Below are 23,860 nucleotides of genomic sequence, written 5' to 3'. Positions count from 1 at the left end.
CTATTTCGTTAGGAGCGTCGATCGTGGCGCGAAATCCCCCAGGACTGCACGATCGAAAACGCGGTTTCTGGGTTCGGTCACCCGAAGACCGTAGATGCCGGAAAAGTCGAGATCGCGAGCGACAAAGATCGAAACCGGTTCACCTTGGTGCTTATTGAGTGTCGGCGGGATATTGATGGACTGCTCGACCGCGATGGCGGCCGCCTGTTGACTGGCACTCGTTGTTTTTTGCGCGTCGACATCGCTGTCCTGCAGCCGACTGCTTGCATAGTTCGTCGCGTCCCCGAGAATGGAAAGCAGAAGAGCGCTGCCGAACCGCTCCCACCAATGGGTGTCGACATGGCCGTCGACACCGGCACGACCAAGTGCGTCGGTTGCTGGTGATGCGAGAGTGACGACAACGCCCTTCGGCGTTTTCGCGCGATTCCAGAGAATGAACAGGCGCTTTTGCCCGCGTTGAAGCCCTCCACGATATTCGCCGACAACCTGCGTGCCCTTTTCCATCAAGACCACCCTGCCATTGTCAGAGAGAACATCGCGGTTGATCACACAAGTGGTAAATCCCGGCTGGTCGGATGCTAACGCGGTTTCAAGAACGCAGGGAATGGACGTTCCCATCGCGACGATGAAATTGCGGTTTCCGAGTGTACCGGCCCTTGAGCCTTCAAGCCGCGTTGGCCGCAGCAGGCCATCGAAACGCTGCTGCTCATTGTTTTGCTGGTTCTGAACAGACATATTGTTGTCGAGCGGCACGAAATTACTGTTGTCGGAAGGATAAGAGCTGTCGCTTTCCCTCAGCTCTTTCCGATTCCTCTGCCCTCCACTGAAGGCCATCACGGGCGCGCGGCGGGCGGAATCGAGCAGCTTATCCTGCTCTTCAATGACCGGTTCGACGACAGGCGTTGGCAATTTTACTTCAGGGAGCGCCTGGTCCGGTTCAACTTTCTCTTTTGCGGCCTCGAAGGGGGTCGTCTGACGAATAATGATCCGTTCGGGCTGAAGATTTTCATCCCTTCCCTTCTTTCCCGTCGTCGACCAAAGCGCGAAGCTGACAAACGCGATGATCGCAATGGCAACAGCGCCGCGTTTCAAGAGAGGGCTGTTGTCGATCTGACGACTGGTGACGGTTTCGGCACGCTCTCCGGGGATGCGATCCTCGTCTTCCTGAGCCATGACTGTTCCCTTCCCTATCGCCCGGTAACGTCGCGCTTCACGACGCGCTCCACCGAAGGAGACGTTGTGTTGGTGTCAGGATTGATACCGACGCGGTCGTAGGCTTCGTTGAAGACGCAGAGCACATCCTTGCCCCGACGCAAGATGAACTTGTGGCTGATCGCGTGCACCATCACTAGATCTCCATCGACCGACTTCGGAACAAGGCTTTCGGAGCCGTCGGAGTTCTCCATATAGATCGCGGGCATTTCCTGGTTACCCACAAAGGCGAACGTTGTAATCTTGCCGTTGTCGTAGACGCTTTGCGGCTCCAGTGCCTGCGATCCCTGAGAAGAATAGCGCCAGTTTCGAGGGCCATAGGCTTCGTGAAGCGCCAGCACATTGTCGGCGTCCTTCGCCTGGGCCGCGAGAGCCCTCGACGCTGCCTGCTGGCGGCGAAGCTCGGCGTCATCGCCTGGATACCTGTACTTCACGTAGAAGTAGGTGTTTTGGCCAGCCTCTACGGAGCCATCGCGCGCCGTCAGTTCCATCTGGTAGCTGCGGGTCGAGCCGTCCCTGCGCGTCGTAACCACGGAAATATTCGTCACCGGCTGGCTCTCGCGTGGCTTCAGGAACAGGATGTTGCCGGCCGGCGCAACTTCCCAGGCGACGCTGTTGCCGAGCGCGACATGGGCGATTTCCTCGTCCGCCGCGAACTCGACCTGTACGGATGACCGCAGAGTGCCGACCACCCGCGTGATATTGTAGGGTTGGTAGTTCACGAACCGGATACGACTGTCTTGCGAGGCACCTCGGGGTATCTCAAGCGCAAACGCCGGCGACATCGAAAGGGTCACGATGAGTGCAGGAATTCGAGGGATGCGCATCATCTCACCTCCTCCGGATCAGCGCGATACTCGCTGACGACGAAACCGAGCGGGTTTACGAGCCGGTCCGTCGAGGACATCGGAGCGTTCGCGTAGGAATAGGTGATCGACGCAACCCAATGGGTCGTTCGTACTTCCTCGCCACGCGTGATGGTTCGCATGTAGCGTACGGAAACGACATTCTGATTGATGAGGGAGATTGAGGCGATATCGATCCTTGCTGTAGCCCCGCGACCATAAGTATTCTGGGGCGATTGCGGGTTGCTGCCACGGTAGAGGGCCGCGAAACGCGTTTGCTCCGCTTGCGTCGACAAGAGGGCGATGGTGCGGAAATTTTCCTGTGCTTCACTCCAGACGTAACCCTCGCGGGCCCGGACATATTTTGCAGCGAAATATTTCGTCACCGCCTCATCGTAGGTGCCAGCCGTCGATGTCAGCGCTGACACGACGTCGACAATGCCGGTCGAATTGTCGACGCGCACCACAAAGGGTTCAACCGTCTTGAGGGGTGTGAGACACGCGACCGCGAAGACGGCTACAGCGGCGACAATGCCTGAAACTATGGCGATCGACCAGGCAATCCTGTTCGATCGCTCGACCTGGATCATCCGGTCCTGGTCGAAACGACGTGCTTTGTCGAAGTAGCTCTTGAGATTATCTGTCGTCACCATGTTTCATCCCTCACAACGGCGATAGGAACCGTCGATGTCCAGATGCGCAAAAGCGGAAGTCTCGCTGGCCTCTTTTACGAAAGGTGTGAGGGACGTGGACGAACTCGTGTTGGATTGCTGCTGTTTCAGCTTGCTGCCGCCCTCCCAGTCCCACATCGAGCGGTTCAATGGGCGGCGCGAATAGCCGTCGCAGTTCGGCAATGGGTAGGTCATCGAAGCGCAGCCGACAAGCGTGGCTGAAAAGACGATCAACAGGGCAGGCTTAATCATTCAGCAGGCCTTTATCTAATGTTCTGGACTGGGTGTCATACGCCGGCATTTCTTGATCCGAAGGCGCGGCGGGCAAACCGAGCACCGCGACCGATCATCCGGCCGGTGTGGGAGGCTGCTCTGGCCAGCATGCCTTCATGCGCATCGCGTGCGGTCGTGTAACCATAGACCAGCGAGGCGCCGCCAGACGCCAGCGCCGATGCAATGCCAGGTAGCTGGTAGAATATGTACAGGGCAGCTATCCCGATGGCACAAAAAGCAATAGGGCGCATAAGGACGTCGCTGTAGCTGTCGATTGCGGTGAAGCTCGAGTCCAGGCAGGAGATCAAAAGCGAACCGACGGCAACGACAAGGACCTGAAGGATCACGAAGTTTGCGAGCTGCCCGATCCAGGACTCGGTAAAACGGCGCGTCGATTGAAACATGGCAAGCGCAATGAAAATCGGCCCGATCGCCAGGACGATCGCCAGCGCCAACCGTGCATAAAGGGAAACAACATAACCGATCCCCGCCACCAGAAAGCTGACGCCGATCACCATGATGCCGCCCACACCTGTGACGATGTCAATCGGCCAGGAAGCCCTGGTCCAGATATCGGTCGCAGAGGCCTGGCCCTTGTCGAGCAGACTGTCAAAGGTGCTGGCACTCGGCGCCGTACCTGCATTCAGCGCCTGAGCGATCTCGCGTGGCAAAACATCGAAGAAGATGTTTGTGACATAGGTCTGATATTCGCCGGCGTTCTTCAGCAGCATCACTATGATCGCGAGCTTCATCGCGCGGAAGGCGAAGTCAAGGATAGGTTCCTGGACCGAGCCCCGAAGGATGAGATAGCCGTAGAGGACGACGTAGAGGGTCACTGCCACCGTCAACGGACCAGCGACCCATTCTGCTATGTTCGACGTCCCATCCGAGACGAAAGTCTCCAACGGCCGCTTGAACTGACCGTCGATAAACTCAAACACCTGGTACATTTGGTCAGCCTCCCAATGCCTTGCGCATGTTCTGGAGCCGGAGCTTAACCTCGGCCGCTTCCGCGTTCTGGCAATTGGGCGTCTGGCGCAATGCACCCGGGTTGTTGCGGCACTCGGTAATCGTACGGGACAGCAATTCGGTGTCGGCGACGAACTCGTCCACCGTATGAGTTCGCTCCGCCTCTTGCGAACAAGCCGACAAGAGCACCAGGGAAAGGACGATGAGGGTGCACTTCACTGCAGCGCCGCCTTCATATTGTCCATCCGTTGGCGCCAGTCCTCCGCCTTGCGCTGTTCGTCGACCTGGTTCTGCGCCTGTTGCACCATCCTCAGCCCCTCCATCCGCAGGACGTCGGTCTGAAGAAATGCCTGTTCGGCCTGCAGCCGAGCCTGCAGGTCGGCAATCTCTTTGGCGTCGCCAGCCGTGGAAATCTTTCCCCGCAGCTGATCAATCCCGTTGATGCGCTTGGTCGCGGCATCGTAGATTTGCTCACCAAGGCTCATTTGCCCGGCATTCTTGTTCTGAAGCCGGGACAATTCCTGAGCGTAGAAATCATCGGCGTCAGTGCGGTAGGTCGAGTTACCTTCCAGAAACCTTGAGGCGGAATCACCGAACACGCCGGTACCGTTGCCTTTGAGCAATCCCTCGATGGCAGCGAAGTCGGAGGGAAGCGCCTTGCGGATCGCCGGATCGTTGAGAACCTCGGCGACATCCGCCATATCGGTCAGCTTGTTGAGCGAGCCATAAAGCTGCCGAGCCTGGCCGATCTGCTCATTGAGCGCGTCGAGTTGCGACTTGAGCTGCGCGATGCTCTCGATCTGCTTGGCAATCGCAGCCTGATCGTTGACAGGAATCCCCTGCCCTGACGCGCCTTCAGCGGCAAGCATGAGCACCGCGCTGAGCAGTACGCCATGAAGTCGATAGGAAGTCATCAGCTAGCACTCCTTCGCTGTTGGAAAATGGGAAGCCAGTTCTCGACGTCGTCTCCAACCTCCGCGCGGATCGCGTCGAGAAGTTCGACATTGGCGGTCCGGCCGGAGAGGATGGCGAGCTCGTCATCGAAGCCGTTGAGATCGAGCTCGGCAACGACGCTGTTGTGTCCTTGCTTCAACACGAACCTCCGGCTTTCAACGGAAAGCTCGCGCGCTATCAATTCGTATTCGCGCTCGGTGAGCTTGAATCCATCGACATAGTCGGCATGGTTGCCGCGCGAGTTGGGCAGGAAGATCTGTGTCGGGCATTGCTCGATGATCGTGTGCGCGATTGGCGAGTTCAGCGCGTCGCGCGGGCTTTGCGTGGCAAACAGCATCAACCCATTTTGTTTGCGGATGGTCTTCAGCTTGTTTTGCGCAAGATCGCGGAACCCCTCGTCCTGTAGCGCCTTCCAGAATTCGTCGATGACGATGATGATCCGGCGGCCATCGATCATCTGCTCGACGCGATGGAAGAGATAGGCCATCAGCGGTGTGCGAATTTCCTCGTTGTCGAGGAAGTCGGTCATGTCGTAGCCGATGAACTTCCCTGATCCGCCGAAATCCCCAAATCCGATATCTTCGATGACATTGTCGAAGACCCAGCCGAGCGGCCCTCCCTCCTCCCACCGGCGGAGCCTCGCCGCGATACCTTCCGGATCCGTATTGTTGAGGAAAGCCCGCAGCGCCCCTATTGTCCGTCGCTCAGCGGGCAGGTCGGCAAGGCCGTCGATCGCGCCGGAGATGTCGCGAAGTTCGGTGACAGTCAGTTCCCGCGCCCCTGAACCCACAAGCTTGCCGATCCAGCGCGCCAGGAACACCTTGTTCTCCGGCGTCAGGTTGAGGGCCTTTAAGGGAGCGCAGCCGGTGGGGACCCCGTTCTTCAGCGGCAGGTAGGTGCCTCCGGCGGCGCGAACATAAAGGTCCGCGCCGCGATCCTTGTCGAAGAACACCACGTGCGGGTCGTGTTTCTCGAGCTGTGACAGCATGAAATTGACAATCACGGTTTTGCCCGCTCCCGACGGACCGCACATGAAGGTGTTGCCCAGATCGCCATAATGGAGATTGAAGTAGTAGGGCGAGCCTGAAGCGGTCTTGAGCAGGGCGACGGCGGGTCCCCACTCATTGCCGTCCTTCTGTCCGATCGGATAGGAATGGAACGGTGACAATGCTGCGAAATTCTTCGAGCTGATCGCGCCTGAGCGCGCGCGGTAACGAAAATTGCCCGGAAGTTGCGCCCACCATGCCGCTTCGAGACCAAGATCCTCGCGCGCAACGACAGCCCCGCCATTGGTCAGGCTGGCGCGAACCTTTGCCAGATTGTCGGTTAATTCCTTTAACGTGGTCGCAAAGACGGAGAGTGTCAGATGATGCTCGCCGATCACGAAGCGGTTGGACTCCAGGTCGTCCATCGCATCGTCAAGTTCATCGATTTGCGAAGCCGCCTTGTCGCCGCTGCTCACCAACTGGTTTTGCTTACGCCCCATGATGACGCGAGCGTCCGCCTTCGACACAAAGCAGAACGACTGTGAGAGAATGAGCTCAAACGGACTATTTAGAACTCCGTCCAGCATGCCTGTCCTGGTGCGGGCTGGATATTCCTTGAAGCTCAGCATGCCGGCAAAGCGGCTTTCTGCCTCATGCCGGATCTCGATCGTTTCCCGACCTATGATTACGCGATCAGAGTAAATTGCCGAGGCGACGCGACCTTCGGTAAGCGGCACACGCTCACGCCTCCCGCCGACGAGCTGGTGCAGCACCTCGCTCGGTTCAGAGAAGAGCATGCCTTGCTGTTCGTAAAGAGAAAGGACCCGTGGCTCAAAGCGCCTCAAGCCCGCCACTACGTTGACGACTTTGTCCTTAAGCTGTTTCAGAGCCTCTTCATCCAGCTCCATATCGAGTCGTTTTGACCGTCGAAGGTACGACAGCAGCTTCCCCGCCTTGTCTGCAGGGCCACGCGCTGGCGACCAAAGGACGGTCAGATAGAGATCGTTGCGGAAAAGGTGTTCGCGCGCCATGCGTTCCCGGTATTTCTCGTTGAGCGAGGCGGAGAATGGCGTTGCGAACGTTCCGCCCGGATAGTCGCTATCCCTGCGCCGAATGAGATGGGTCCAGATCGCGAGGCGCTCATCGGCAATATTTCGATAGAGCGTGTTGAGGTCGCGATGGAGCGCGTTGATGTCGAGCAGATCAGCAGTTTCGAACGATACGCCTGCGAGCGCGACCATGACCATGAGTGTCCGGGACTCGAGCGCGATTGTCGTCTCGTCGATGTGCCGCACGTAAGGGATAAAAGCCTCTGGCGTGAGTTCGCGTGATCTAAGGGTGGCGATGTCAGGCAATTCCAATATCCCTTTCGTCGAAGCGGCGTGTCAGTCTCAGAGGGGAAAGTGTTGCCCCGCCCCAATAGGCACCGTTGCGTGAACGGCCGCGTGTCTCGACCCAGGCGAGCAGGATGCGGAACATGTTGTGATCGTGCTTGACGAGCGCTTTGAAGATGAGATGGAAAACGATGCCGACGAACGCGTAGGCGATAGATCCGGCGACGATGTAGAGGATCGTCGTGACCATGATGTTGAAGCCCATCGCCTCCATCGTGACACCGGCAATCATCGCGGGACGCGTACACGCGATGAAGAGTGTGTCTTCTTCGAGAACCGTTTGTCCGCCCACCATCTTCAGGCTCCGACGATGGTGTTGACGAGTTCGGTGGCGCCAAAGATGCCGCCAATTCCGATGATCCAGAAGCCCGCTCGCCTCAGGTCCATATAACCAAACATCCAGGCGATGCAGATGACGATGACCGCAATCACAGCGAGAAGCTTGGCAATGTTTCCCGTCAACATGTCGACGATGTTCTGCAGGACGGTTTCGATGCCGGCGGCTTGCGCGAAGGCGGGCTCAACCATCGTCACTACAATGGCGGCAGCCATGACGGACGAAGCGACGACGGGTCTGATCCGGGAACTGATTATCATTCACTCTGCTCCAATTCCAATTGATTGTCTTGAAACACCAGGACGGATGAACGGCTTCGGGTCTTGAAGACGTCCCACGCGGACGCCGCCGAGATCGCGTGTGCTTCCCCCGGAGTGTTTTCCGCCACCACTTCGGCAACGACGTCTGCTTGGGGAGAATTCGCCGACACGTTTGTCTGCAACCCTTTTCCCGTGTCGCCGATTGTAAATCGAGCCACTGTTGGTCCGAGCCGTTCGATTTCGCGGCGAACCTGATCGCCATAGTTGACCACGCCCCCGACCGACGGATCGTCACGTCCATAGCAGGATTGCAGCACCTGCTCGGCCCTGGGACTGTCAGCACCAACCTTCACCGAGAGGCAGCAATAGCCGTCGGATGGCGTCGCTGGAGCATTCAGGTTAAGGCAGCGAGCGAAAGCGGCTGGTATCGAGAGGTTCAATCTCCGCAGTTCTTCCGGCCCGACCCCGTCGGGACCAATGTGTATGTCATGGCATGTTGCCTCCGAGGATGCGGCGACTTCGATTGCATCGGCCTTGGTCGCAGGTTGCCGCCCGAGCGGTGCACGGCTGTTGATCCTGATGGTGAACGGAGCGAACCGGCTTTCGGGGCTGACCACACCCGCAAGAGCCTCCGATGCAACGAAGGGTGCGCAGGTCTGCGCAAGATCTGAGAAGACAACGGGCATGTCAGAACCACACCCTCTGCGTGCCGACGCCCTCAATCGTCACATCGACGTATCGAGGTTTCTCGCGGACCAGGGGTCGCGCCACGGTATTGGCCAGGCATTGGTATCGCCCGTCTACCCTTTGCCACCTCGGTGACGTGACAGAGCCTTTGTTCGGATCGCCACCGTCTCGATCTCGCCGGCAAAAACTGTCGCTCACGGCTTGCAGTGACTTGGAAATGCACGTCGCGTCACGTCCCCTGGGACCGTAGCCAGCAGATAAGCGGTAGCCGGCGTTGCAGTAATATGGTTCGTAAAGAGGGCGAGAGGTCTGAAAACCCACGCCCGCGCAAGTTGGAAACGAACGCCCTTTTGCCAACCACCTCCAAAGCTTCTCGACGGGCGGCCTGCATTCGCCATACTGGGTCGGACCGCCGGGATTGGATAAGCACAGGATAACCTGGCACCCCCATTCGTCGGCACGAGCGCTTCGCTCCGAAATGGTATAGAGTGAAACGAACCCTGACGCTGCTATGATCATTCGAAAGAAAAGGCCCTTCATGCCCCCTACCCTCCGTCTTCCTAAATGTCCGCCTCAACTGAACGGCGACTCGTCTCAATTATTTGACTATGCAAATAATAGATAGTTAAAACGATGGCAAGCAATTTAAGTGAAAGATGGCAGAGTCAGGCCTTGTCCGTATTTGCGGTGCGTGAAATCCTGGAGAAGCCGATCGATGGTGAATCGGCGCAGTCGCGCATCAAGCAGATCGGCATGATGAATATTCTCTATCTGATGCACCAGGCGCATCAGAAATTAACACTCTCAAATGTAATTGATATTACCGGAATGACGCGTGGTGGGGTGATCGAAACCATTGAACTCTTGGTCCGGCGGGGCATCCTTACAGAAACGCTTGGAAGAAACTCAATGGGACGAGGAACGGCTCGACAGTTTGAGTTTTCCCCGCAGGTTTTTGCCGCGCTTGGTGGTGCCGTGGCGACCGGAAATGCGTGATTTTACCAAGTATGTTTTATACAGTGTTTGATGTTGACGCCGTTTTAGATTAAAGGGTCGGCATGTGCCGTACCGCTCACCAGCATTGTCGCGGAAGATTTTCGCCGCCGATGCATACTGCCGAGTTCGTTCCAGGGGTCTATGCCTGGTACAGCAGCCTCGACTGACCCTCTGCCACAGCGATGGCGCGAGGCAGGCCATCAAGCATTTGGCTGGGGTGACTGATCAAGGCGATACGTCAATGCTGGATTTTTGTCGGGCCGACTGCGGAACGGATGGTCTGTAGCGAGGTTATTCTCTGACAGAAACAAGCAGGGTCGGTCATCTGGGCTCGAGCTGCTCACCAAGGAGATCAACATGAACCTTCCGCAGAACACGGTCGTTGCCGTTGCCGATGGCGAAAAGCTTAGCCTTTTTCGGAACGACGGAGATGCGGCGACTGTCAATCTGACTGCGTTGCCAGATCCGGCGATCGACAGCTCGAAGATCTCTTCCGGCGCCCGACATTCCAGTAGCTCGGCTAATCCCGACGATAGTCAGCAAGACGAAGACGGGTTTGGTGCGGGTGTTACGGATATGCTGAACAAGCAGGTGCTTGAGGGCAAGATCAAAAGTCTGGTGATTATCGCGGCACCGCGCACACTGGGCGAGATGCGCAAGGGCTACCATAAGTCGTTGTCGGACGTTCTTATTGGAGAACTGGATAAAGATCTGACTGGCCATTCTGTGCAGGATATCGAGAAAGCACTCACTATCGCTTAAATCCTGCATAAACGGCGTGATCGGCCCCGCCATCCCCGGCGGGGTTTTTGCTTGGCGCTCGTTGGGAATGTAGCGAATCGGCAACAATGTAGTGTTGCCAAATTTCGCTAGTTTGTTCCTGACAGGAACGACGCCGCGACTTTCTGCTTACGTCTTATTTTAGGAGATGGCGGGACTGATCTGAATAGCCGGTACGAGGCGCAAAGCTGACGTCACTCCCGAATTGGCCCAAAGGGGAAAAGAAAGTGGCATGCACTCCGACCGTGAGGGCGACGAGACCACAACTGCGCAAACGCGTCTGAGCGAGGGAACAAACCGGACGAAATCTCCGTTGCTCGTCATAATTGTTCATTTGGAGGCGTGTCATGAAACTCAAGTTGGCCCTAAGCATGATTCTGAGCGTTACCTTCATGGCAGCAGTTGCGGAAGCGCGGACTCAATGGCATCTTTACGGCACGGTTCCGGTGACGGGTGACTACGTACGTGAGATCGCCTATCGGTCAGCACTCGACAGATGCAGTTTTGAATCTTACCCATCATACCACCCCGTCGGTATTTATGCAGGTGCGTATGGCTCTCCCGAAATGCGCAGATGCATGTACCGTATGGGTTTCATCTTGGAAAATGGTGAGCCTCTCGCATACCCCGTGAGGAAGGCGAAGTACCTGTTAAGGTAACAAGACGCCAAAATATGTAAGATTGAAGCGTCTGACAATCACCGTTTCAATCACGATGAACTTGATACGTTTACGGCCCCGGTTCCTCATCAAAGAGGAGCCATTTTGGTTTGCCGAGTGAATCGCGTATTGAAATCCGGCTTCCGAATATCGACTTTCAGGATAACCTGGAGGTCGAAATGATCTACATTGTCATCGCGTTATGCGCGCTCGTCACAGCATTCTTTGCTTGCCGGTACTATGCCGCCAAGATTCTGCTTGTCGAACACGATATCGACAAAGCTATCGCACGGAAATTTGAGTCGAGTGGGAAGGCTATTGAGCTCGCGAAACTTCGAGAAGAAAACGCAGTGATGCGAAACCTTTTGCTCGACCTTCTGGAAAACGAAGTGGCTTTTCCGGTGCAGCAGGCAACGGTATCAGTCGACGACTTATTCAGGATGAAAGCAACCAAGATCCAAAGGTATCGCGAGATACTGGCCGAATCCCGGCACGTCTTGCAGCAGCGTGAGGCCAGTCGCGTTTCCGGGCTCTCCAGCTCACTTAAGAGTACCGAGCGCAGGATGTAAGGTTCAACACACACTCAGCGAAAAACCGAGCAACGGGGATGACGGAAAAGCCGACGGCAAGCCTTCTTGCAGCAGAGCGTCTCCTGTCGGCCCTATGCGGTCATCTACCTTGCAGGTGCGCCGTACCAATAAATGAACCTCTGCCAAGTATCTGGAGTAAGCACTCCCTCGTCCAACAACCCCGCATATTTTGCCAGTTTTTTAGCAAGGCCGATGTCGATACCTTCATTTTTCGGCGACTCTTCCATCAGCTTCAACAGCACCGCCTCAAAGGGTAATTCCCATTGCCCATAGTCAAATGTTTCTGCCTCACGCAGGAAATCCGAATCCAGCAATGCTGCTACTTGGTCCAGGAAAATGAGATAGTCTGCTGGGCCTGCATCGTCTTTTTTCATGCGGTTGCCCTGTTGTAGAAGATTGTACTTACGCTCAATGGCAGGATCAGCCTGCAAACGCCACTTTTTAACGCATCGTCGCCACGGCAGCTTCCGGTCCCAAGTTGGACAATGCATCGCCTCAAGCGAATGACCGCAAATGGCGCGATGTGGACGACAGCGTGCGCTCCGTAGAAGACAATGAGATGCGAACCGGTCGGCCCGCATCCAACAATCGCTGAATACGTATCACCAACTCTTTAGCACAAGTTCGCCTGATGGAGCGCAAGCGTAGAACCCTGCTGTAGGTCCATATGCATGCGTCGTTGCAAGAGTGAATGCAGGACGAGCGCCATCTTCAGGCGAATGCCCCGGTCCGTTGCCTGTCATATCGGTCGATGTCAGGCCGGGGTCTACAGCGTTTACTTTGATCCCTTCCCGATCAAGCTCCTTCGCCAGTTTGACAGTCAACATGTTGAGGGCCGTCTTGGAGGCGGAATATCCGCCGAAACCTACCGTCCATGTTTCGCTCCGCATGTCCAGGGCGTCTGTCAGCGAACCCAGTCCGCTGCTCATCATGACGACCCGAGCAGCTTTGGATTTGCGCAACAAATGCAAGAAGGCCTGAGTGACGCGCATCACCCCGAATACGTTTGTATCAAACATCCGCTGCATCTCTTCAATCGACTCCTCGGCAAGCGAAGGCGGCGGGCCGAACATGAGTCCGGCATTATTGACCAAAACGTCCAGATGATCCACTTCGCTCCCTATAGTCTTGGCGGCGTTGGAAACGCTAGCGCCGTCCGTAACATCGAGTTGCACAGCACGAGCATCAATCCCTATGCCGCGTAACTCGCGAGCTGCCATCTCACCCCGTGCAATATTTCGGCACCCCAGCCAGACCATGTGTCCGCCAGCGCCAAGCTGCCGCGCAATGGCGTGGCCGATACCCTTATTTGCCCCGGTAATGAGGGCGGTGAGTGAGGTGTGAGCCATGATGACATCCCTGATCGTTGCGACGGCAGAGACATACTACGAATTTCGTAATATTCAACTCTCGAATTTTGCAATTTTCTGGGTCAGGCGCAGGAATTCCCTCCGGTCAACGGGATCGAGAGCCTGAAGCATTGCTTTGCAAGAGGCGCGATAACCATCAACGTAGCCTTCAACCGCTTGCCGCCCATTGGCTGCTATCGTCAAAGCCACCGACCTGCGGTTAGCCTCCGGCCGCTGTCGCTCAACCATGCCACGACGCACCAGCCGGTCGGCTGAAGATGACATCGTCGTTAGAGCGACCTGAAGGTGCCGGGCAACATCTCCCAAGTTACACTCAGGATGCTCGTCAATGAAAAGGAGTGCTTGGATGTCGAGAGCGTTGAGCGAATGTTGCATGACTGCCGCTGCCTCGGAGACCTTGAAACGACGCGTAAAGCGCTCAAAGGCGAAAGCGAGTTGTTCGATTTGTTCTGGCGTAGGTTCTGTCATCGCCGGTATTAAGCATTTCCGTTATGTGAACGTAAGCAGCAAACGCTAGAATAGTATTGCAAAATTTGCGCGATGTCCGCTGTTGGCGCGCTCTCGCCAAATTGGCCGCCGCCCCGAGCGTCTTCAGACCTTATTTAAAGAACAGGCTCGAAAACACAGTTGACGAGGCCAACGTTTGCCACGACCTTGCAACGCTCAGACATGGACGGAGTTATATGATGGTGCGGTCGGTCATCGAGTTGCGGAACGTCGCCGGCACTGAGGCAGCGATGGGTTGGGCTGGCGGCCATACGGTGGTGATCGATCGGCCGGAAGGCAAGGCCGGGGGATTAGGGCTCGGTTTCAATGGCGGCCAAATGCTCGCTCTAGCAATCGGAGGCTGCTATTGTAATGACCTACGCTATGTCGCCCATGAACGTGGCGTGGAGATCGAACAAATCGCCGTAACAGTGACACTTGACCTAGAAGGTGAACCGCTGGTCGCCACCAAAGCCGTGCTATCTGTAAAGTGTGAGACATCGGACGGCTCCGATCCGAAAGCCTTGATGGATCATGCGTGGTCAGTGTGCACAGTCGCCAACTCCCTCAATCGGGGGATCCCGACGTTAATACAGATCGCATGACTGCTTTTGGTGCATTGCAGCCGTGACACGTAAAAATTGACGCTTTTGATCGCTCCTGGCTCGCGAACGGATCTGTACCGTAACCAAACAAAGTTTAGCTCTTCCAAATCAGATACGCCTCTGATTTTAAAGATTAAGTGACTTCATTCCGCCGCCACCTTCTCATCCGCCTTCCGGCTTTCCCATTCCTGCGGCGTCAGCGTCTCAATATCGAACTGGTCGCGTGTGCGGGTATAAGTGTGCCCACCCATGCGTCCGACCGCATCCATGAGCTGCTGGTCGATATGCAGGTTAGCAGCATTAACCGCATCACTGCGGACGAAGACGCCGACGACTTCGCCGAGGATGATTTCGCGGGCCGGGCCGACCTGAAGCGTGGTGTGGCGGCGGCATTCCAAGGCGGCGGGGGCGGCGAGGATGCGGGGGCTTTTCACCGTCTGGCCGGGTGCCGTGGCAAGACCCGCCTCCTCCATCTCGTCAACTTCGGGCCCGAACTTGATGGCGCAGATTTCCATCTTCTCGACCAGCGCATTGTCGCAGATGTGGACGGTGAATTCTCCTGTCTCACGAATATTGCGGGCGGTGTCCTTAAAGCGCATGTCGGAATAGTTCTCGACGCCGATGGCGACGATGGCCGGATCATGGGTCAGGACATTGAAGAAGCTGAAAGGGCCAGCGTTTGGTATCCCGTCCTTGCTCACCGTGGTTACCAGAGCGATTGGACGTGGAATGACGGTTCCGATCAGAATCTTGTAACGTTCCCGCTCATTGAGCTTAGCGAAATCAAAATGGGTGTGGTCGGTCATATCAGGCCTCGGCAGCGATGCGGTGGGTTTCAAGGGGAGTGTGGCGGGCGAGGTTCTCGAACCCGTCTTTGGTGACGACATACATATCGCCGACATTGCAGCCTGCCGACAACGGCTCAAGCCATTGCGTGTGCAGAACGAACACCATGCCCTCCTCCATCCGGTCATAATTGTGGGATGAGATGTTGAAACTGTTCTGGCCGCCGGCCAAGCCAACCGAGTGACCCAGATTGGGGTTATGCGGACCATGGGTTGCCGGGTAAATGTGCATCAGCGTACGGCCCTGCGCTTCCCAGTCGATATTCTTCACATATTGGCGCGGGATTAGACGGGCGCTGCCATCGTCCATCGGCGCCCAGTTGTAGGGCATGGTGCGGGCTTCGGGCGAGGACAGCATGCCGCGCTCGATCATCGGCTCGAAGGCGGCGTTGTTGACGTCACGCATCAGGGCACCGGGCCGGATCAGCTTTTCGGCTCGTTTAACGCCCTCGGTGCAGGCCGCCAGCACCTCTTCCTGCCGCTTGGTGATGTCGCCAACTGCGATCATACGGGCGGTCTGGGCGGTATAGCCGCGGTAGGTGATGTTGGAAACGTAGAGATTGATGAGATCTCCCGGACGAACGACATGGCCATAAGGCTTTCCGCAATGGGTACCGAACTCGTTGATGCCAATCTGATAGCCATCACCCGTTTCACCACCAAAGGAAAGCTGGGCCTGCGTGAACGCGGCATAGATTTCGTGATCGGTCACACCTGGCTTGGCGACATGATAGGCCGCCTGCGTAGCGATGCTGACGAGCTGGGCTGCCGCTCGGAACATCTCGATCTCGCGCAGGGAGCGCACTTTCTGCATCCGGTCGAGAATAGCATTGTCGGCGACGAACTTTGTCTTTGGCATCAACTCGTCGAGGGCTGCCCAGAAGGTCAGCGAGGTGCGGTCACCGATCCGGCCAATCTGCGCCTTCGACAGTCCCATGCCGGCCAGAAGTTCAACGCATTTCTCAGCCGTCTTGATGACGCTATCACCCGGTCGGTCGGCATATTCGCGACCGATCGGGCCGATCTGCCAGATATCCTCGACGAGAACCGGTTCGCCGCCCGGCGGCAGAAGCACGGATTGAGTGAAGAAGGACAGAAGCGTCAGCGGCTTGTCGGCGTCCGTCGGGATAATCAGCACGCCCTCGCGCATCCAGTCGCAGATGTAACGCAGATATGCGTTCGAGGTATGGAACCAGCCGACCCCACCGGTGTGGACGATCAGCGCATCATGGCCAGCTTCGACAGCCTGGCGGCGAATGCGCCGGAGACGGTCCTCGAACTCTTCGACGGGCAAAGGCAGCGGTGCGACAAAGTCGAAATCCGGCTGGAAATCGGCCAGCAGCGATCCGATGCGGTAGTCGCCTGCCTTGGTGGCGTGTCTATTCATTGGGTATTCCTTCCAGAGTATTTTTATTGGTCAGCTTGCCGTGCCGGGGCCAATACGCGCCTCGCTACCAGCATCACGATGAGTGTGAGTCCGATCAGAATTCCCGACATTGCCGCGACGCGGACATCGAGCGATTCTTCGATTAGTGCGAACATGCGAAGCGGCAGCACGGTCGTCTGCGCATCAGCCAGGAAGAGCGACACAGAGACGTTGTCGAGCGACTGGATGAAAACGAGAAAGGCACCGGCCAGAATGCCGGGCGCCAGCAGCGGCAGGATCACGCGCCTCAGCGTCGTGTACCAGGTCGCGCCCATGACGGTGGAGGCTTCTGCCAGCGACGGATTGATGCCCTGCGCGACGACGGATGCGGCCCGGTACATCAGAGGACCGAACACGACGACATGGCCGATAACGGTGAGCCAGAGCGACGGCTGGAAGCCGACGAAGTTCGCTACGATCAACGCCGCCAGACCATAAACGAGGCTTGGCAGAACGAGTGGGGCCAATAGAAACGGCTCTAGCGCATTGACCGTGCTACGCCTCATACGCGCCATGCCGATGGTGGCAGGGACGGCAAACAGCAGCGATCCGAGCACCGCAAGGCCCGCGATCTTCAGCGAATTGCCGGCTGCGATATGCTCTGTCCCGGAGCGGACGGGATCGAGGAGCGCCTCGTACCAGCGGAGCGAAAAACCCTCGGGCGGATATTTGAGCGTCTGGCCAGCAGTGAAGGACATGGTGATTGCGATGACGATCGGCGCCACCAAGTAGATCAGGCTGAGGCTGCCGAAGCCAAAGACAAATGCCTTGTAGAGGAGGGTCGGAATCGGGTTTTCGCGAGGACTATGCATGGCCGACAAGCCTCCTGTGGCGGGAAATCATGGTCATGGCAACGAGAAGGATGCCGGTCGACAACAGCAGGACAACGGCAATGGCCGAGGCCATCGGCCAGTCGAACAGCGTGCCGACCTCGCGGTAGATGAGCTGCGGCACATACACATTGCGCGCACCACCGATGACAGCCTGGGTGACGAAGGAAGCGCTGGTGCTGGCAAAGACGAGAATCCAGCCCGCCAGCAGCCCCGGCAACATCATCGGCAAGAGAACGGTCACGAGGATCCGCCACGGACCGGCACCCGAGACCTGTGCCGCTTCGGTGAATTGGACTGGCGTGCGGGACAGGATGGCGATCAGCGGCAGAATGATCAGCGGCAAGTCGATCTGGCACATGGCCAAGACGAGGCCGAGTTCGGTGGACATCAGGGTGAACGGGCGCTCCGCAAGTCCGAGCGCCACGAAGGTCTCGCTGATCGGGCCCTGTCGCCCGAGGATGACGATCCAGGCGAAGGTGCGCACCACGTTGCTGGTCAGCATCGGGATGAGCGTCAGGAAGATGATGACCTGTCGCGCGGTCTTGCCGCTATGCCAATAGAGAAGTGCAATCGGAATACCGAGCAAGGTGGTGCTGGCAATGGTCTGCAGACCGAGCGTGGCGGTGTTGACCAGAACGCGGTAATTGAACGCATCGCCGAGAAAGCGCGCGTAGTTGTGAAAGGACGGGCCGTCGGGGCCGATGAAGCTGAACCCGACGAGAACGGCGAGCGGCGTCGCAAAGAACGCCACCGATAGCGCAAGCATCGGGAGAACGTATGGGAAGCCGCTCGCTTTCATTTTATGACCCTCAACCGGCGACAAGAGCGTCGAACTGGCGGATCCATTCCGCACGGTTCTTGTTGATCGCCGCCCAGTCCGGATAAACCAGAGACGCAAGCTGTTCGCGCTTCACATAGGCCTCGATGCCTGGCGTCAGTTCGACCTCCCTGTTGGTCGGGAACATCTCGGTCGGCGGCATCTTCAGCTTGTCCTGCGCTGCCTTGGAGATCGCGGCATCCATATAGGCGTAAGCCGCGTCCGGGTTCTTGGCGCCCTTGGTCAGGTGGATGTTGACCGGAGCTGCCGGAGAGCCTGTTTCGGGCTGGACGAACTCAGCCCTCAGGCCCAATGCCTTCAGCTTCGCGACATTGCCGGTTGAGCACATGAAGACAGCGATCTCGCCCTGCTGGAATAGTGTCATCTGGTGGTTGGTGCTGGCGACAACACCTTTCAGATGCTCCGGATGTTCCTTGAACAGCTTGAAAACGGCATCCATGTCGGTCGGGCCTGAGCCGAAGATCTTGGCGATCTGGGAATAGGCCATGACGCCGGTATTGGAGGCAAAGCCCGTCCACGAGACGAGGCCCTCGTAGGCCGGGTTTTCGAACAGGTCGCGATAGCCCTTCGGTGCGGGCACCAGATCCGGGTTATAGGCGATCCCGTTGACTTCAACGGTCACGGTCGGGCCGTACTCGCCCTGAAACGCCGGATCGAGCAGGCTCCAGTTCTTCAGCTTCGACGGATCGATCTTTTCGATCAGGTCATTCTCGATAGCGACCGCCATCTGGCCGGGTGACATCAGCAGTGTGTCGTAAGGCGGGTTACCGGGGCTTGCCATGACCTTGGCAAGCTGATCCTGCGCCATAGCTGGCGCAACCGTCAGGTCGAAACCTGCTTCCTTAACAAGTGGCGTCAGTACGGTGCGATAGCCGTCTTCCCAGCTGCCGGGAAAGGTCGCGGCAACGGCTGTGCCACCAGCGGCACGAGCAGCGAAGGGGGCGGAGACCGCTACAGCCGCACCGGCAGCAAGCAATCCGAAATGACGTCGTGTGATGTTAAAGTCCTTCATCTGTTCACCTCTATTGTTGTTGTTCATTCACTGGATGGTTCCGGTTCGCTCGGAAAGGCGTGACACCTGGTGGTGTCAATCTCGACAAAGAGCTGAGCTCCCGACTCGGGAATGAAGGTGGAAGGTCCGCGGACCTGCGAAGCGCGCAGGCCCATGCCCTCCTCGAGAAGAAGATCATGGACGAGCGTCGGCCCAAGGGGGACGGACACGGTCAGCCGTGCCGGCAACGAAAAGCCACGGGGGGCCGTCGACAGACGGACGTCTTCGGGACGGAAAGTGATGGTGACCTTGGAGCCGATCGTAAAATTCAGGCGACGCGGCAGAACGAGTGGTTTGCCATTTGCAAGCGCAATCGTCGTTGCCTCGGCATCCAAGCCCTGCACCGTGCCATGCAGCAGATTGGCCTGACCGATGAAGGTGTTGACGAACAGCGTCTTCGGCCGGTCATAAACGGCCATCGGCGTGTCGATCTGCTCGATATTACCCTTGTTCATCAGCACCAGACGCCCGGCAAGGCTCTGCGCCTCTTCCTGATCATGGGTGACGATCAGCGTCGTGATACCGAGCGTCTTCTGCAAATGCAGGAGTTCGACCTGCAAGTCGAAACGAAGCGCCCGGTCAAGAGCACCGAAGGGTTCGTCCAGCAGCAGAAGCGAGGGCCTCCCGGCAATGGCGCGGGCAACGGCCACACGCTGCTGCTGACCTCCGGAGAGTTCACGCGGCAGGCGGTTGCCGTAGTTCTTCAACTGTACGAGCGAGAGCATTTCCTCCACCCGTTCCCTGCGCTCAGCCCGCGGCACGTGCTGGCAGGCCAGCGGATAGGCGATGTTCTCGGCCACGGTCAGATGCGGAAAAAGGGCGTAGTTCTGGAACACCATGCCAATGCCACGGGACCTTGCGGACACATTGGCGAGATCCTGGCCACCGAGTTGAATGGCACCGCTCTTTGGTTGGATCAGCCCGGCGATGGCCCGCAGGACGGTGGACTTGCCGCAGCCGCTTGGCCCCAGAAGCGCGACGATCTCGCCGGCCTCGATCTCGAACGTGATGTCGCTGATCGCGTTCTGCCCACCATAGCTGTGGGTCACACCCCGGACGCTGAGCTGCTTGCCCTCTCCTGACTTCGACGCCTCTGCCATGAACATCCCCTTCGGTTGCGCCGTAACGTCAAAGCGCTTAGCGCCTGGCGGCATCAAGCAGAGATGCGGTCGTTCGACGATGTTAAGTTTAGTGTGGGTCATAGCAAGGGAGCTGCAAGCGGTGTGCCAGTTTGCGATTTCGAACCGAAAAAATATCTAAACCACGGAAATTACAAACTTATATCAGGTTTCTATCGTTTCGAACATTCTGCATAATGTTCAACGTTAATTTCTTGCGAATATAAAAAATGTGCAATATTCGTGGGTAAAGATCATATATTGAGCAGCATTCCCGACTTGGATTGGGATCTATTGGCGATTGTTTCTGGTTAAATCGCCGCATATCACGATCCCCAAAAATTGAAATTCAGAGAAATATCAAGCCAAAGCAAAAACTTAGACGATCAATCGTCAATTCACAAACCGTGACTGATGCGAGAGCTGATTCTTTAATCAGTTAGCTTTCGCAAATTCATGCGAATGTTTTCGTTGAGAAGTGGAAATTTGCCGGGTCGGAAAAATACTCGTTTAAAAACAGTCCCCTAAGAAGTTCCGATCAGAATGGCACGCCGATTGCATCGCTGCCCCTGTGAATTCACTCCGATAAAAATCAAAAGGGGATCGCATGCGCAGCTTCACGAAAAGTCTCAAAAACGGCCTTACCGGTATCGCGTTCGCGCTGCTGGCCACATCGGTCCATGCCGCAGAAGGTCCCGCCATCAAGATGGTGCCGGATGCAGACATCGCCAAACTGCCGGGCATCGCGTTTAACCAGACACTGGCGGACCGCCTGCCCACTGCCATCAAGGACAAGAAGATCCTGAAGGTGGCGACGGACCTGACGCCGCCGATCAGCTTCCAGGCGGAGGATGGAAAGCTGATCGGGATCGATGCCGATATCGCCGCAGCACTGGGTGTCATTCTCGGCATTGATGTTCAGATGACCAATGTCGGCGCAGGTGCTGCAATCGTACCCGCCGTCCTCTCCAAGCGTTTCGACATGACCATTTCCGGCATCAACGATGATGTGGAGCTGGAAAAGCAGGTCGATGTCATCGACTACATGTTTGACGCCACGACCATCATGACCATCAAGGGCAACCCGCTCGGCATCAAGAGTATGGAAGACCTCTGCGGCAAGAATGTTGCCGTGCCGGTCGGCACGTTCCAGGCGCGTTTGGTGGAAACGGCATCGGCCAAATGCACGACACCGATGAACATCATGTCCATCCCGAAAATGCCCGACGTCCTTCAGGCCGTGCGCACCGGCCGCGCCGACGCGACTGTCAATGGCTATGCGACCAGCGTCTACACGACCGAAAACCAGACCGGCAAGGGCGTCGGCCTGCAGGCACTCCCAGACGTCCGCCTCGCCGTCGGCTACCTCGGCATGCTGGTATCGAGAGACAATCTGGATTTGCGAGATACGGTGATCGCCTCGCTTCAGCACATGGTCGATAGCGGTGCCTACAAAGCGATCATGGAGAAATGGGGCCTTGGTCCGCTTGCCGTGAAGACCGTGAAGTTCAACGACGCCGCCAGCATGCCGGTGAATTGAGCCATGTCCCTTTTTGCTCAACCCGTCAGCATGGCCATCGCACCTCCGCTCGGCAAGCCGGTGCGGTGGGGGCAGATCACCACAGGTACCAGCGCGATCGTCGCGCTGGCACTCGTCATCCTCACAGTCGCACGAAACCAGACTGTTCAATGGGGCGAAATTCCCCGTTATATGGTCGATCCAATCATCCTCGACGGCGTAGTTCTGACCCTGCAACTGACGGCGGGCGCCATGGTGTTCGGCACCGCGTTCGGCTGCATCGTCGCTGTCATGGCCACAAGCCAGAACATCGTTTTGAAAGCGATTGCCGTTGCCTTCGTCTGGTGGTTTCGCGGCGTGCCGCTGATCGTCCAGATCTTCTTCTGGTTCAACATCGCGCTGTTTATTCCGATGGTGGGCATCGGCACCTATTCCATATCGATCAACAACCTCGTCACCCCTGCCCTCGCCGGGTTTCTGGCGCTTGGCTTGCACGAAGCGGCCAATATGAGCGAGATCATTCGCGGCGGATTGACCGCCGTCGATCGCGGTCAGCGTGAGGCAGCCTCTTCGCTTGGCTTGCAACCCCTTCAAACGCTTCGGACCGTGGTTCTGCCTCAAGCGATCCGCCTGATTGTCCCGCCGACCGGAAACCAGGCGATTGGTATGCTGAAAGCCAGCGCCATCGTTTCCGTCATCGGCATGCAGGACCTGCTGACCCAAGCGCAGGCCATCTACGCGCGCAACTTCCTTGTCATCGAACTGCTGTGCGTTGCCTCGCTCTGGTACCTGCTCATCACCACCGTCGCATCAGTCGGCCAGCATTTTCTGGAAAAGCACCTCGCGCCAAAAGGTCGAGATGCCCGTGCGCAGAAAGATACCCGACGCCGCGCCTGAAGCGCCGCCACCTCAACCACCAATCAAACGGAAATGCCATTGCAGCAAATCCAATCAGGAAACATCAAGGAGCAGATCATGAAGCTAGGCATTGACGGACAAAAACTGCCAGAAGCCAGAAAGCGCGGCCCTCTCAAAAGCCTCGAACACGTCAAGGAACTCGGTCTCGGCGGCATCTTCTTCAGCACGGTGCTCGACATGAGCGAGACACTGGACAACGGCGAACTGGCCGATATCAGGGTAAAGGCTGATGAGCTTGGCCTTTACCTCGAAGCGGGCGTCGGTAAGATCAACCCCTATTGCAGCGCAGAGGCTCCGGAGTTTCGCGCGATCGGCAGTGGCGACGTCATCCTCGGTTTTACCCGAATGATCGAAGCGAGTGCGGCCATCGGCTGCCGCGAACTCTGGGTGTCGCCGGGCAATTTCAAGTCGGAATATCGCGGACGGCTGGCCAATGACCGCTTTCGCACCGATGTGACCTGGGATGAGCAGTTGCTGGGCATCGAAAAGGTCCTACTGAAGCTCGCGCCGGTTGCGCGCGCAAACGGCGTTCATCTCAATATGGAAACCCATGACGAGATCACCTCTTTCGAAATCCTCCGGCTGATCGAAAAGGTTGGCGAAGATTGCATGGGTGTCGTGTTCGACACGGCAAACGGCCTGCAACGCGCCGAGCACCCCGTTTTTGCCGCAAAACGGGTAGCTCCCTATGTGCGCCAAACCCACATCAAGGATGCCTATGTCGGTCATGCCACGGGCGGCCTCGATTTCCAGACCCGCCCCGTCGGTCGCGGCATTGTCGATTTCGCCACGATCATCCCTATCCTTGCCAAAGCCAATCCCGACTTGAACCTCTCCCTGGAGGTCGCGGCCTCCGTCGAGGACAAGCCACGCAAGGCCAATCCCCGCCAATGCATCGAGATCGATGACCCAATTTGGCGTGCCGGCCATCCAGACCTGACGGCAGAGGAACTCGAAGCCTATCTCGGATTGGTGGACGCATTTGAAAAACGTGTGGCCAGCGGAGAAATACCGGACTGGGAGACCTATGAGGCGAGCCAGTATGGCTATCCGTCCTATGAGCACCAGTCCTATGGCTTCAACGAAGCGCTGACCTTCGTCAAGGCTTCTGCACGGCACATTGAAGATATCTGTACACAGAACGGAATTTCGATCTCGATACCTTCCACGAAGCAGCGAGCCGCCTGACATGCCAAAGGTTCAGCACCGGCGACATATGTCTCCGGTGCTCCTTATAA

28 protein-coding genes are annotated in these 23,860 nt (G+C 57.3%); 7 read left to right on the top strand and 21 right to left on the bottom strand.

Annotated elements, in window-relative coordinates; genetic code table 11:
* The 12 genes from virB10 to G6L97_RS24880 are packed head-to-tail and all read right to left on the bottom strand — an operon-like array spanning position 1 to position 9,128.
* On the bottom strand, positions 1–1,173 hold the full coding sequence (gene virB10, locus G6L97_RS24935; RefSeq protein WP_013637415.1) for a type IV secretion system protein VirB10: 1,173 nt from the start codon (positions 1,171–1,173) through the stop codon (positions 1–3).
* 14 nt (positions 1,174–1,187) lie between these two features.
* Positions 1,188–2,042: a P-type conjugative transfer protein VirB9 gene (virB9, locus tag G6L97_RS24930; protein WP_407655365.1), complete on the bottom strand. Its 855-nt coding sequence runs from the start codon at positions 2,040–2,042 to the stop codon at positions 1,188–1,190.
* On the bottom strand, positions 2,039–2,710 hold the full coding sequence (locus G6L97_RS24925) for a virB8 family protein (protein ID WP_003517248.1): 672 nt from the start codon (positions 2,708–2,710) through the stop codon (positions 2,039–2,041). The genes virB9 and G6L97_RS24925 overlap by 4 nt, the downstream gene beginning before the upstream one ends.
* A gap of 3 nt (positions 2,711–2,713) precedes the next feature.
* Positions 2,714–2,980, bottom strand: coding sequence for a hypothetical protein (locus tag G6L97_RS24920; RefSeq protein WP_025591470.1), 267 nt, complete (start codon positions 2,978–2,980; stop codon positions 2,714–2,716).
* Positions 2,981–3,015: 35 nt separating this feature from the next.
* Positions 3,016–3,951 (bottom strand): type IV secretion system protein, encoded by a 936-nt coding sequence (locus G6L97_RS24915; protein WP_025591468.1) that lies wholly within the window; start codon positions 3,949–3,951, stop codon positions 3,016–3,018.
* A gap of 4 nt (positions 3,952–3,955) precedes the next feature.
* Positions 3,956–4,189, bottom strand: a complete 234-nt coding sequence (locus G6L97_RS24910; protein ID WP_003517253.1) for an EexN family lipoprotein — start codon at positions 4,187–4,189, stop codon at positions 3,956–3,958.
* On the bottom strand, positions 4,186–4,884 hold the full coding sequence (gene virB5 / locus G6L97_RS24905) for a P-type DNA transfer protein VirB5 (RefSeq protein WP_013637410.1): 699 nt from the start codon (positions 4,882–4,884) through the stop codon (positions 4,186–4,188). Before virB5 ends, G6L97_RS24910 begins: the two co-directional genes overlap by 4 nt.
* A complete protein-coding gene (locus tag G6L97_RS24900) occupies positions 4,884–7,265 on the bottom strand; it encodes a VirB4 family type IV secretion/conjugal transfer ATPase (protein ID WP_025591464.1) in 2,382 nt (793 codons plus the stop codon). Before G6L97_RS24900 ends, virB5 begins: the two co-directional genes overlap by 1 nt.
* On the bottom strand, positions 7,258–7,599 hold the full coding sequence (locus G6L97_RS24895; protein WP_013637408.1) for a type IV secretion system protein VirB3: 342 nt from the start codon (positions 7,597–7,599) through the stop codon (positions 7,258–7,260). Before G6L97_RS24895 ends, G6L97_RS24900 begins: the two co-directional genes overlap by 8 nt.
* Positions 7,600–7,601: 2 nt before the next feature.
* On the bottom strand, positions 7,602–7,901 hold the full coding sequence (locus G6L97_RS24890) for a TrbC/VirB2 family protein (protein ID WP_013637407.1): 300 nt from the start codon (positions 7,899–7,901) through the stop codon (positions 7,602–7,604).
* Positions 7,898–8,587 (bottom strand): lysozyme family protein, encoded by a 690-nt coding sequence (locus tag G6L97_RS24885; protein ID WP_013637406.1) that lies wholly within the window; start codon positions 8,585–8,587, stop codon positions 7,898–7,900. The genes G6L97_RS24890 and G6L97_RS24885 overlap by 4 nt, the downstream gene beginning before the upstream one ends.
* 1 nt (position 8,588) lies before the next feature.
* On the bottom strand, positions 8,589–9,128 hold the full coding sequence (locus tag G6L97_RS24880; protein WP_013637405.1) for a hypothetical protein: 540 nt from the start codon (positions 9,126–9,128) through the stop codon (positions 8,589–8,591).
* 93 nt (positions 9,129–9,221) lie between these two features.
* Here G6L97_RS24880 and G6L97_RS24875 point away from each other — a divergent pair, with 93 nt between their 5' ends.
* From G6L97_RS24875 to G6L97_RS24865, 3 genes are all read left to right on the top strand, one after another.
* Positions 9,222–9,584, top strand: coding sequence for a transcriptional regulator (locus tag G6L97_RS24875; protein WP_080850397.1), 363 nt, complete (start codon positions 9,222–9,224; stop codon positions 9,582–9,584).
* Between the two features lie 357 nt (positions 9,585–9,941).
* Positions 9,942–10,346, top strand: coding sequence for a host attachment family protein (locus G6L97_RS24870; RefSeq protein WP_025591460.1), 405 nt, complete (start codon positions 9,942–9,944; stop codon positions 10,344–10,346).
* 856 nt (positions 10,347–11,202) lie between these two features.
* A complete protein-coding gene (locus G6L97_RS24865; protein ID WP_025591457.1) occupies positions 11,203–11,592 on the top strand; it encodes a hypothetical protein in 390 nt (129 codons plus the stop codon).
* A 104-nt stretch (positions 11,593–11,696) separates the two neighbouring features.
* Here G6L97_RS24865 and G6L97_RS24860 read toward each other — a convergent pair whose 3' ends face one another.
* From G6L97_RS24860 to G6L97_RS24850, 3 genes are all read right to left on the bottom strand, one after another.
* A complete protein-coding gene (locus tag G6L97_RS24860) occupies positions 11,697–11,987 on the bottom strand; it encodes a hypothetical protein (protein WP_029658676.1) in 291 nt (96 codons plus the stop codon).
* A 228-nt stretch (positions 11,988–12,215) separates the two neighbouring features.
* The gene (locus G6L97_RS24855) at positions 12,216–12,962 is read right to left on the bottom strand and encodes an SDR family oxidoreductase (protein WP_025591453.1); all 747 of its coding nucleotides are present in this window, start codon (positions 12,960–12,962) and stop codon (positions 12,216–12,218) included.
* Between the two features lie 54 nt (positions 12,963–13,016).
* Positions 13,017–13,451, bottom strand: a complete 435-nt coding sequence (locus tag G6L97_RS24850; protein WP_013637396.1) for a MarR family winged helix-turn-helix transcriptional regulator — start codon at positions 13,449–13,451, stop codon at positions 13,017–13,019.
* Between the two features lie 218 nt (positions 13,452–13,669).
* On the opposite strand from G6L97_RS24850, the gene G6L97_RS24845 reads away from it, so the two are divergent.
* On the top strand, positions 13,670–14,074 hold the full coding sequence (locus tag G6L97_RS24845; protein WP_025591451.1) for an OsmC family protein: 405 nt from the start codon (positions 13,670–13,672) through the stop codon (positions 14,072–14,074).
* 143 nt (positions 14,075–14,217) lie between these two features.
* Here the strand turns inward: G6L97_RS24845 and G6L97_RS24840 are convergent, their stop codons facing one another.
* Genes G6L97_RS24840 through G6L97_RS24815 form a run of 6 tightly spaced genes read right to left on the bottom strand, consistent with a single transcriptional unit; the run spans position 14,218 to position 20,167 of the window.
* Positions 14,218–14,880: a flavin reductase family protein gene (locus tag G6L97_RS24840; RefSeq protein ID WP_025591449.1), complete on the bottom strand. Its 663-nt coding sequence runs from the start codon at positions 14,878–14,880 to the stop codon at positions 14,218–14,220.
* 1 nt (position 14,881) lies between these two features.
* Positions 14,882–16,306, bottom strand: coding sequence for a M24 family metallopeptidase (locus G6L97_RS24835; RefSeq protein ID WP_013637393.1), 1,425 nt, complete (start codon positions 16,304–16,306; stop codon positions 14,882–14,884).
* Between the two features lie 23 nt (positions 16,307–16,329).
* Positions 16,330–17,157: an ABC transporter permease gene (locus G6L97_RS24830; RefSeq protein WP_013637392.1), complete on the bottom strand. Its 828-nt coding sequence runs from the start codon at positions 17,155–17,157 to the stop codon at positions 16,330–16,332.
* Positions 17,150–17,977 (bottom strand): ABC transporter permease, encoded by an 828-nt coding sequence (locus tag G6L97_RS24825; RefSeq protein ID WP_013637391.1) that lies wholly within the window; start codon positions 17,975–17,977, stop codon positions 17,150–17,152. The genes G6L97_RS24830 and G6L97_RS24825 overlap by 8 nt, the downstream gene beginning before the upstream one ends.
* A gap of 10 nt (positions 17,978–17,987) precedes the next feature.
* Positions 17,988–19,028 carry an extracellular solute-binding protein gene (locus G6L97_RS24820; protein ID WP_013637390.1) on the bottom strand — a complete coding sequence of 347 codons (1,041 nt, stop codon included), beginning with the start codon at positions 19,026–19,028 and terminating at the stop codon, positions 17,988–17,990.
* A 23-nt stretch (positions 19,029–19,051) separates the two neighbouring features.
* Positions 19,052–20,167, bottom strand: coding sequence for an ABC transporter ATP-binding protein (locus tag G6L97_RS24815; protein WP_174004077.1), 1,116 nt, complete (start codon positions 20,165–20,167; stop codon positions 19,052–19,054).
* A gap of 625 nt (positions 20,168–20,792) precedes the next feature.
* On the opposite strand from G6L97_RS24815, the gene G6L97_RS24810 reads away from it, so the two are divergent.
* The 3 genes from G6L97_RS24810 to G6L97_RS24800 all read left to right on the top strand — a co-directional run bounded on the left by G6L97_RS24810 (position 20,793) and on the right by G6L97_RS24800 (position 23,810).
* The gene (locus tag G6L97_RS24810) at positions 20,793–21,725 is read left to right on the top strand and encodes an ABC transporter substrate-binding protein (protein ID WP_025591445.1); all 933 of its coding nucleotides are present in this window, start codon (positions 20,793–20,795) and stop codon (positions 21,723–21,725) included.
* A gap of 3 nt (positions 21,726–21,728) precedes the next feature.
* Positions 21,729–22,601 (top strand): amino acid ABC transporter permease, encoded by an 873-nt coding sequence (locus G6L97_RS24805; protein WP_142851319.1) that lies wholly within the window; start codon positions 21,729–21,731, stop codon positions 22,599–22,601.
* A gap of 78 nt (positions 22,602–22,679) precedes the next feature.
* A complete protein-coding gene (locus tag G6L97_RS24800; protein WP_013637386.1) occupies positions 22,680–23,810 on the top strand; it encodes a sugar phosphate isomerase/epimerase family protein in 1,131 nt (376 codons plus the stop codon).
* Positions 23,811–23,860 lie beyond the last annotated feature (50 nt).

This window comes from Agrobacterium tumefaciens (assembly GCF_013318015.2).
GTDB lineage: Bacteria > Pseudomonadota > Alphaproteobacteria > Rhizobiales > Rhizobiaceae > Agrobacterium > Agrobacterium tumefaciens.
This window is presented reverse-complemented; position numbering and strand designations above follow the sequence as displayed.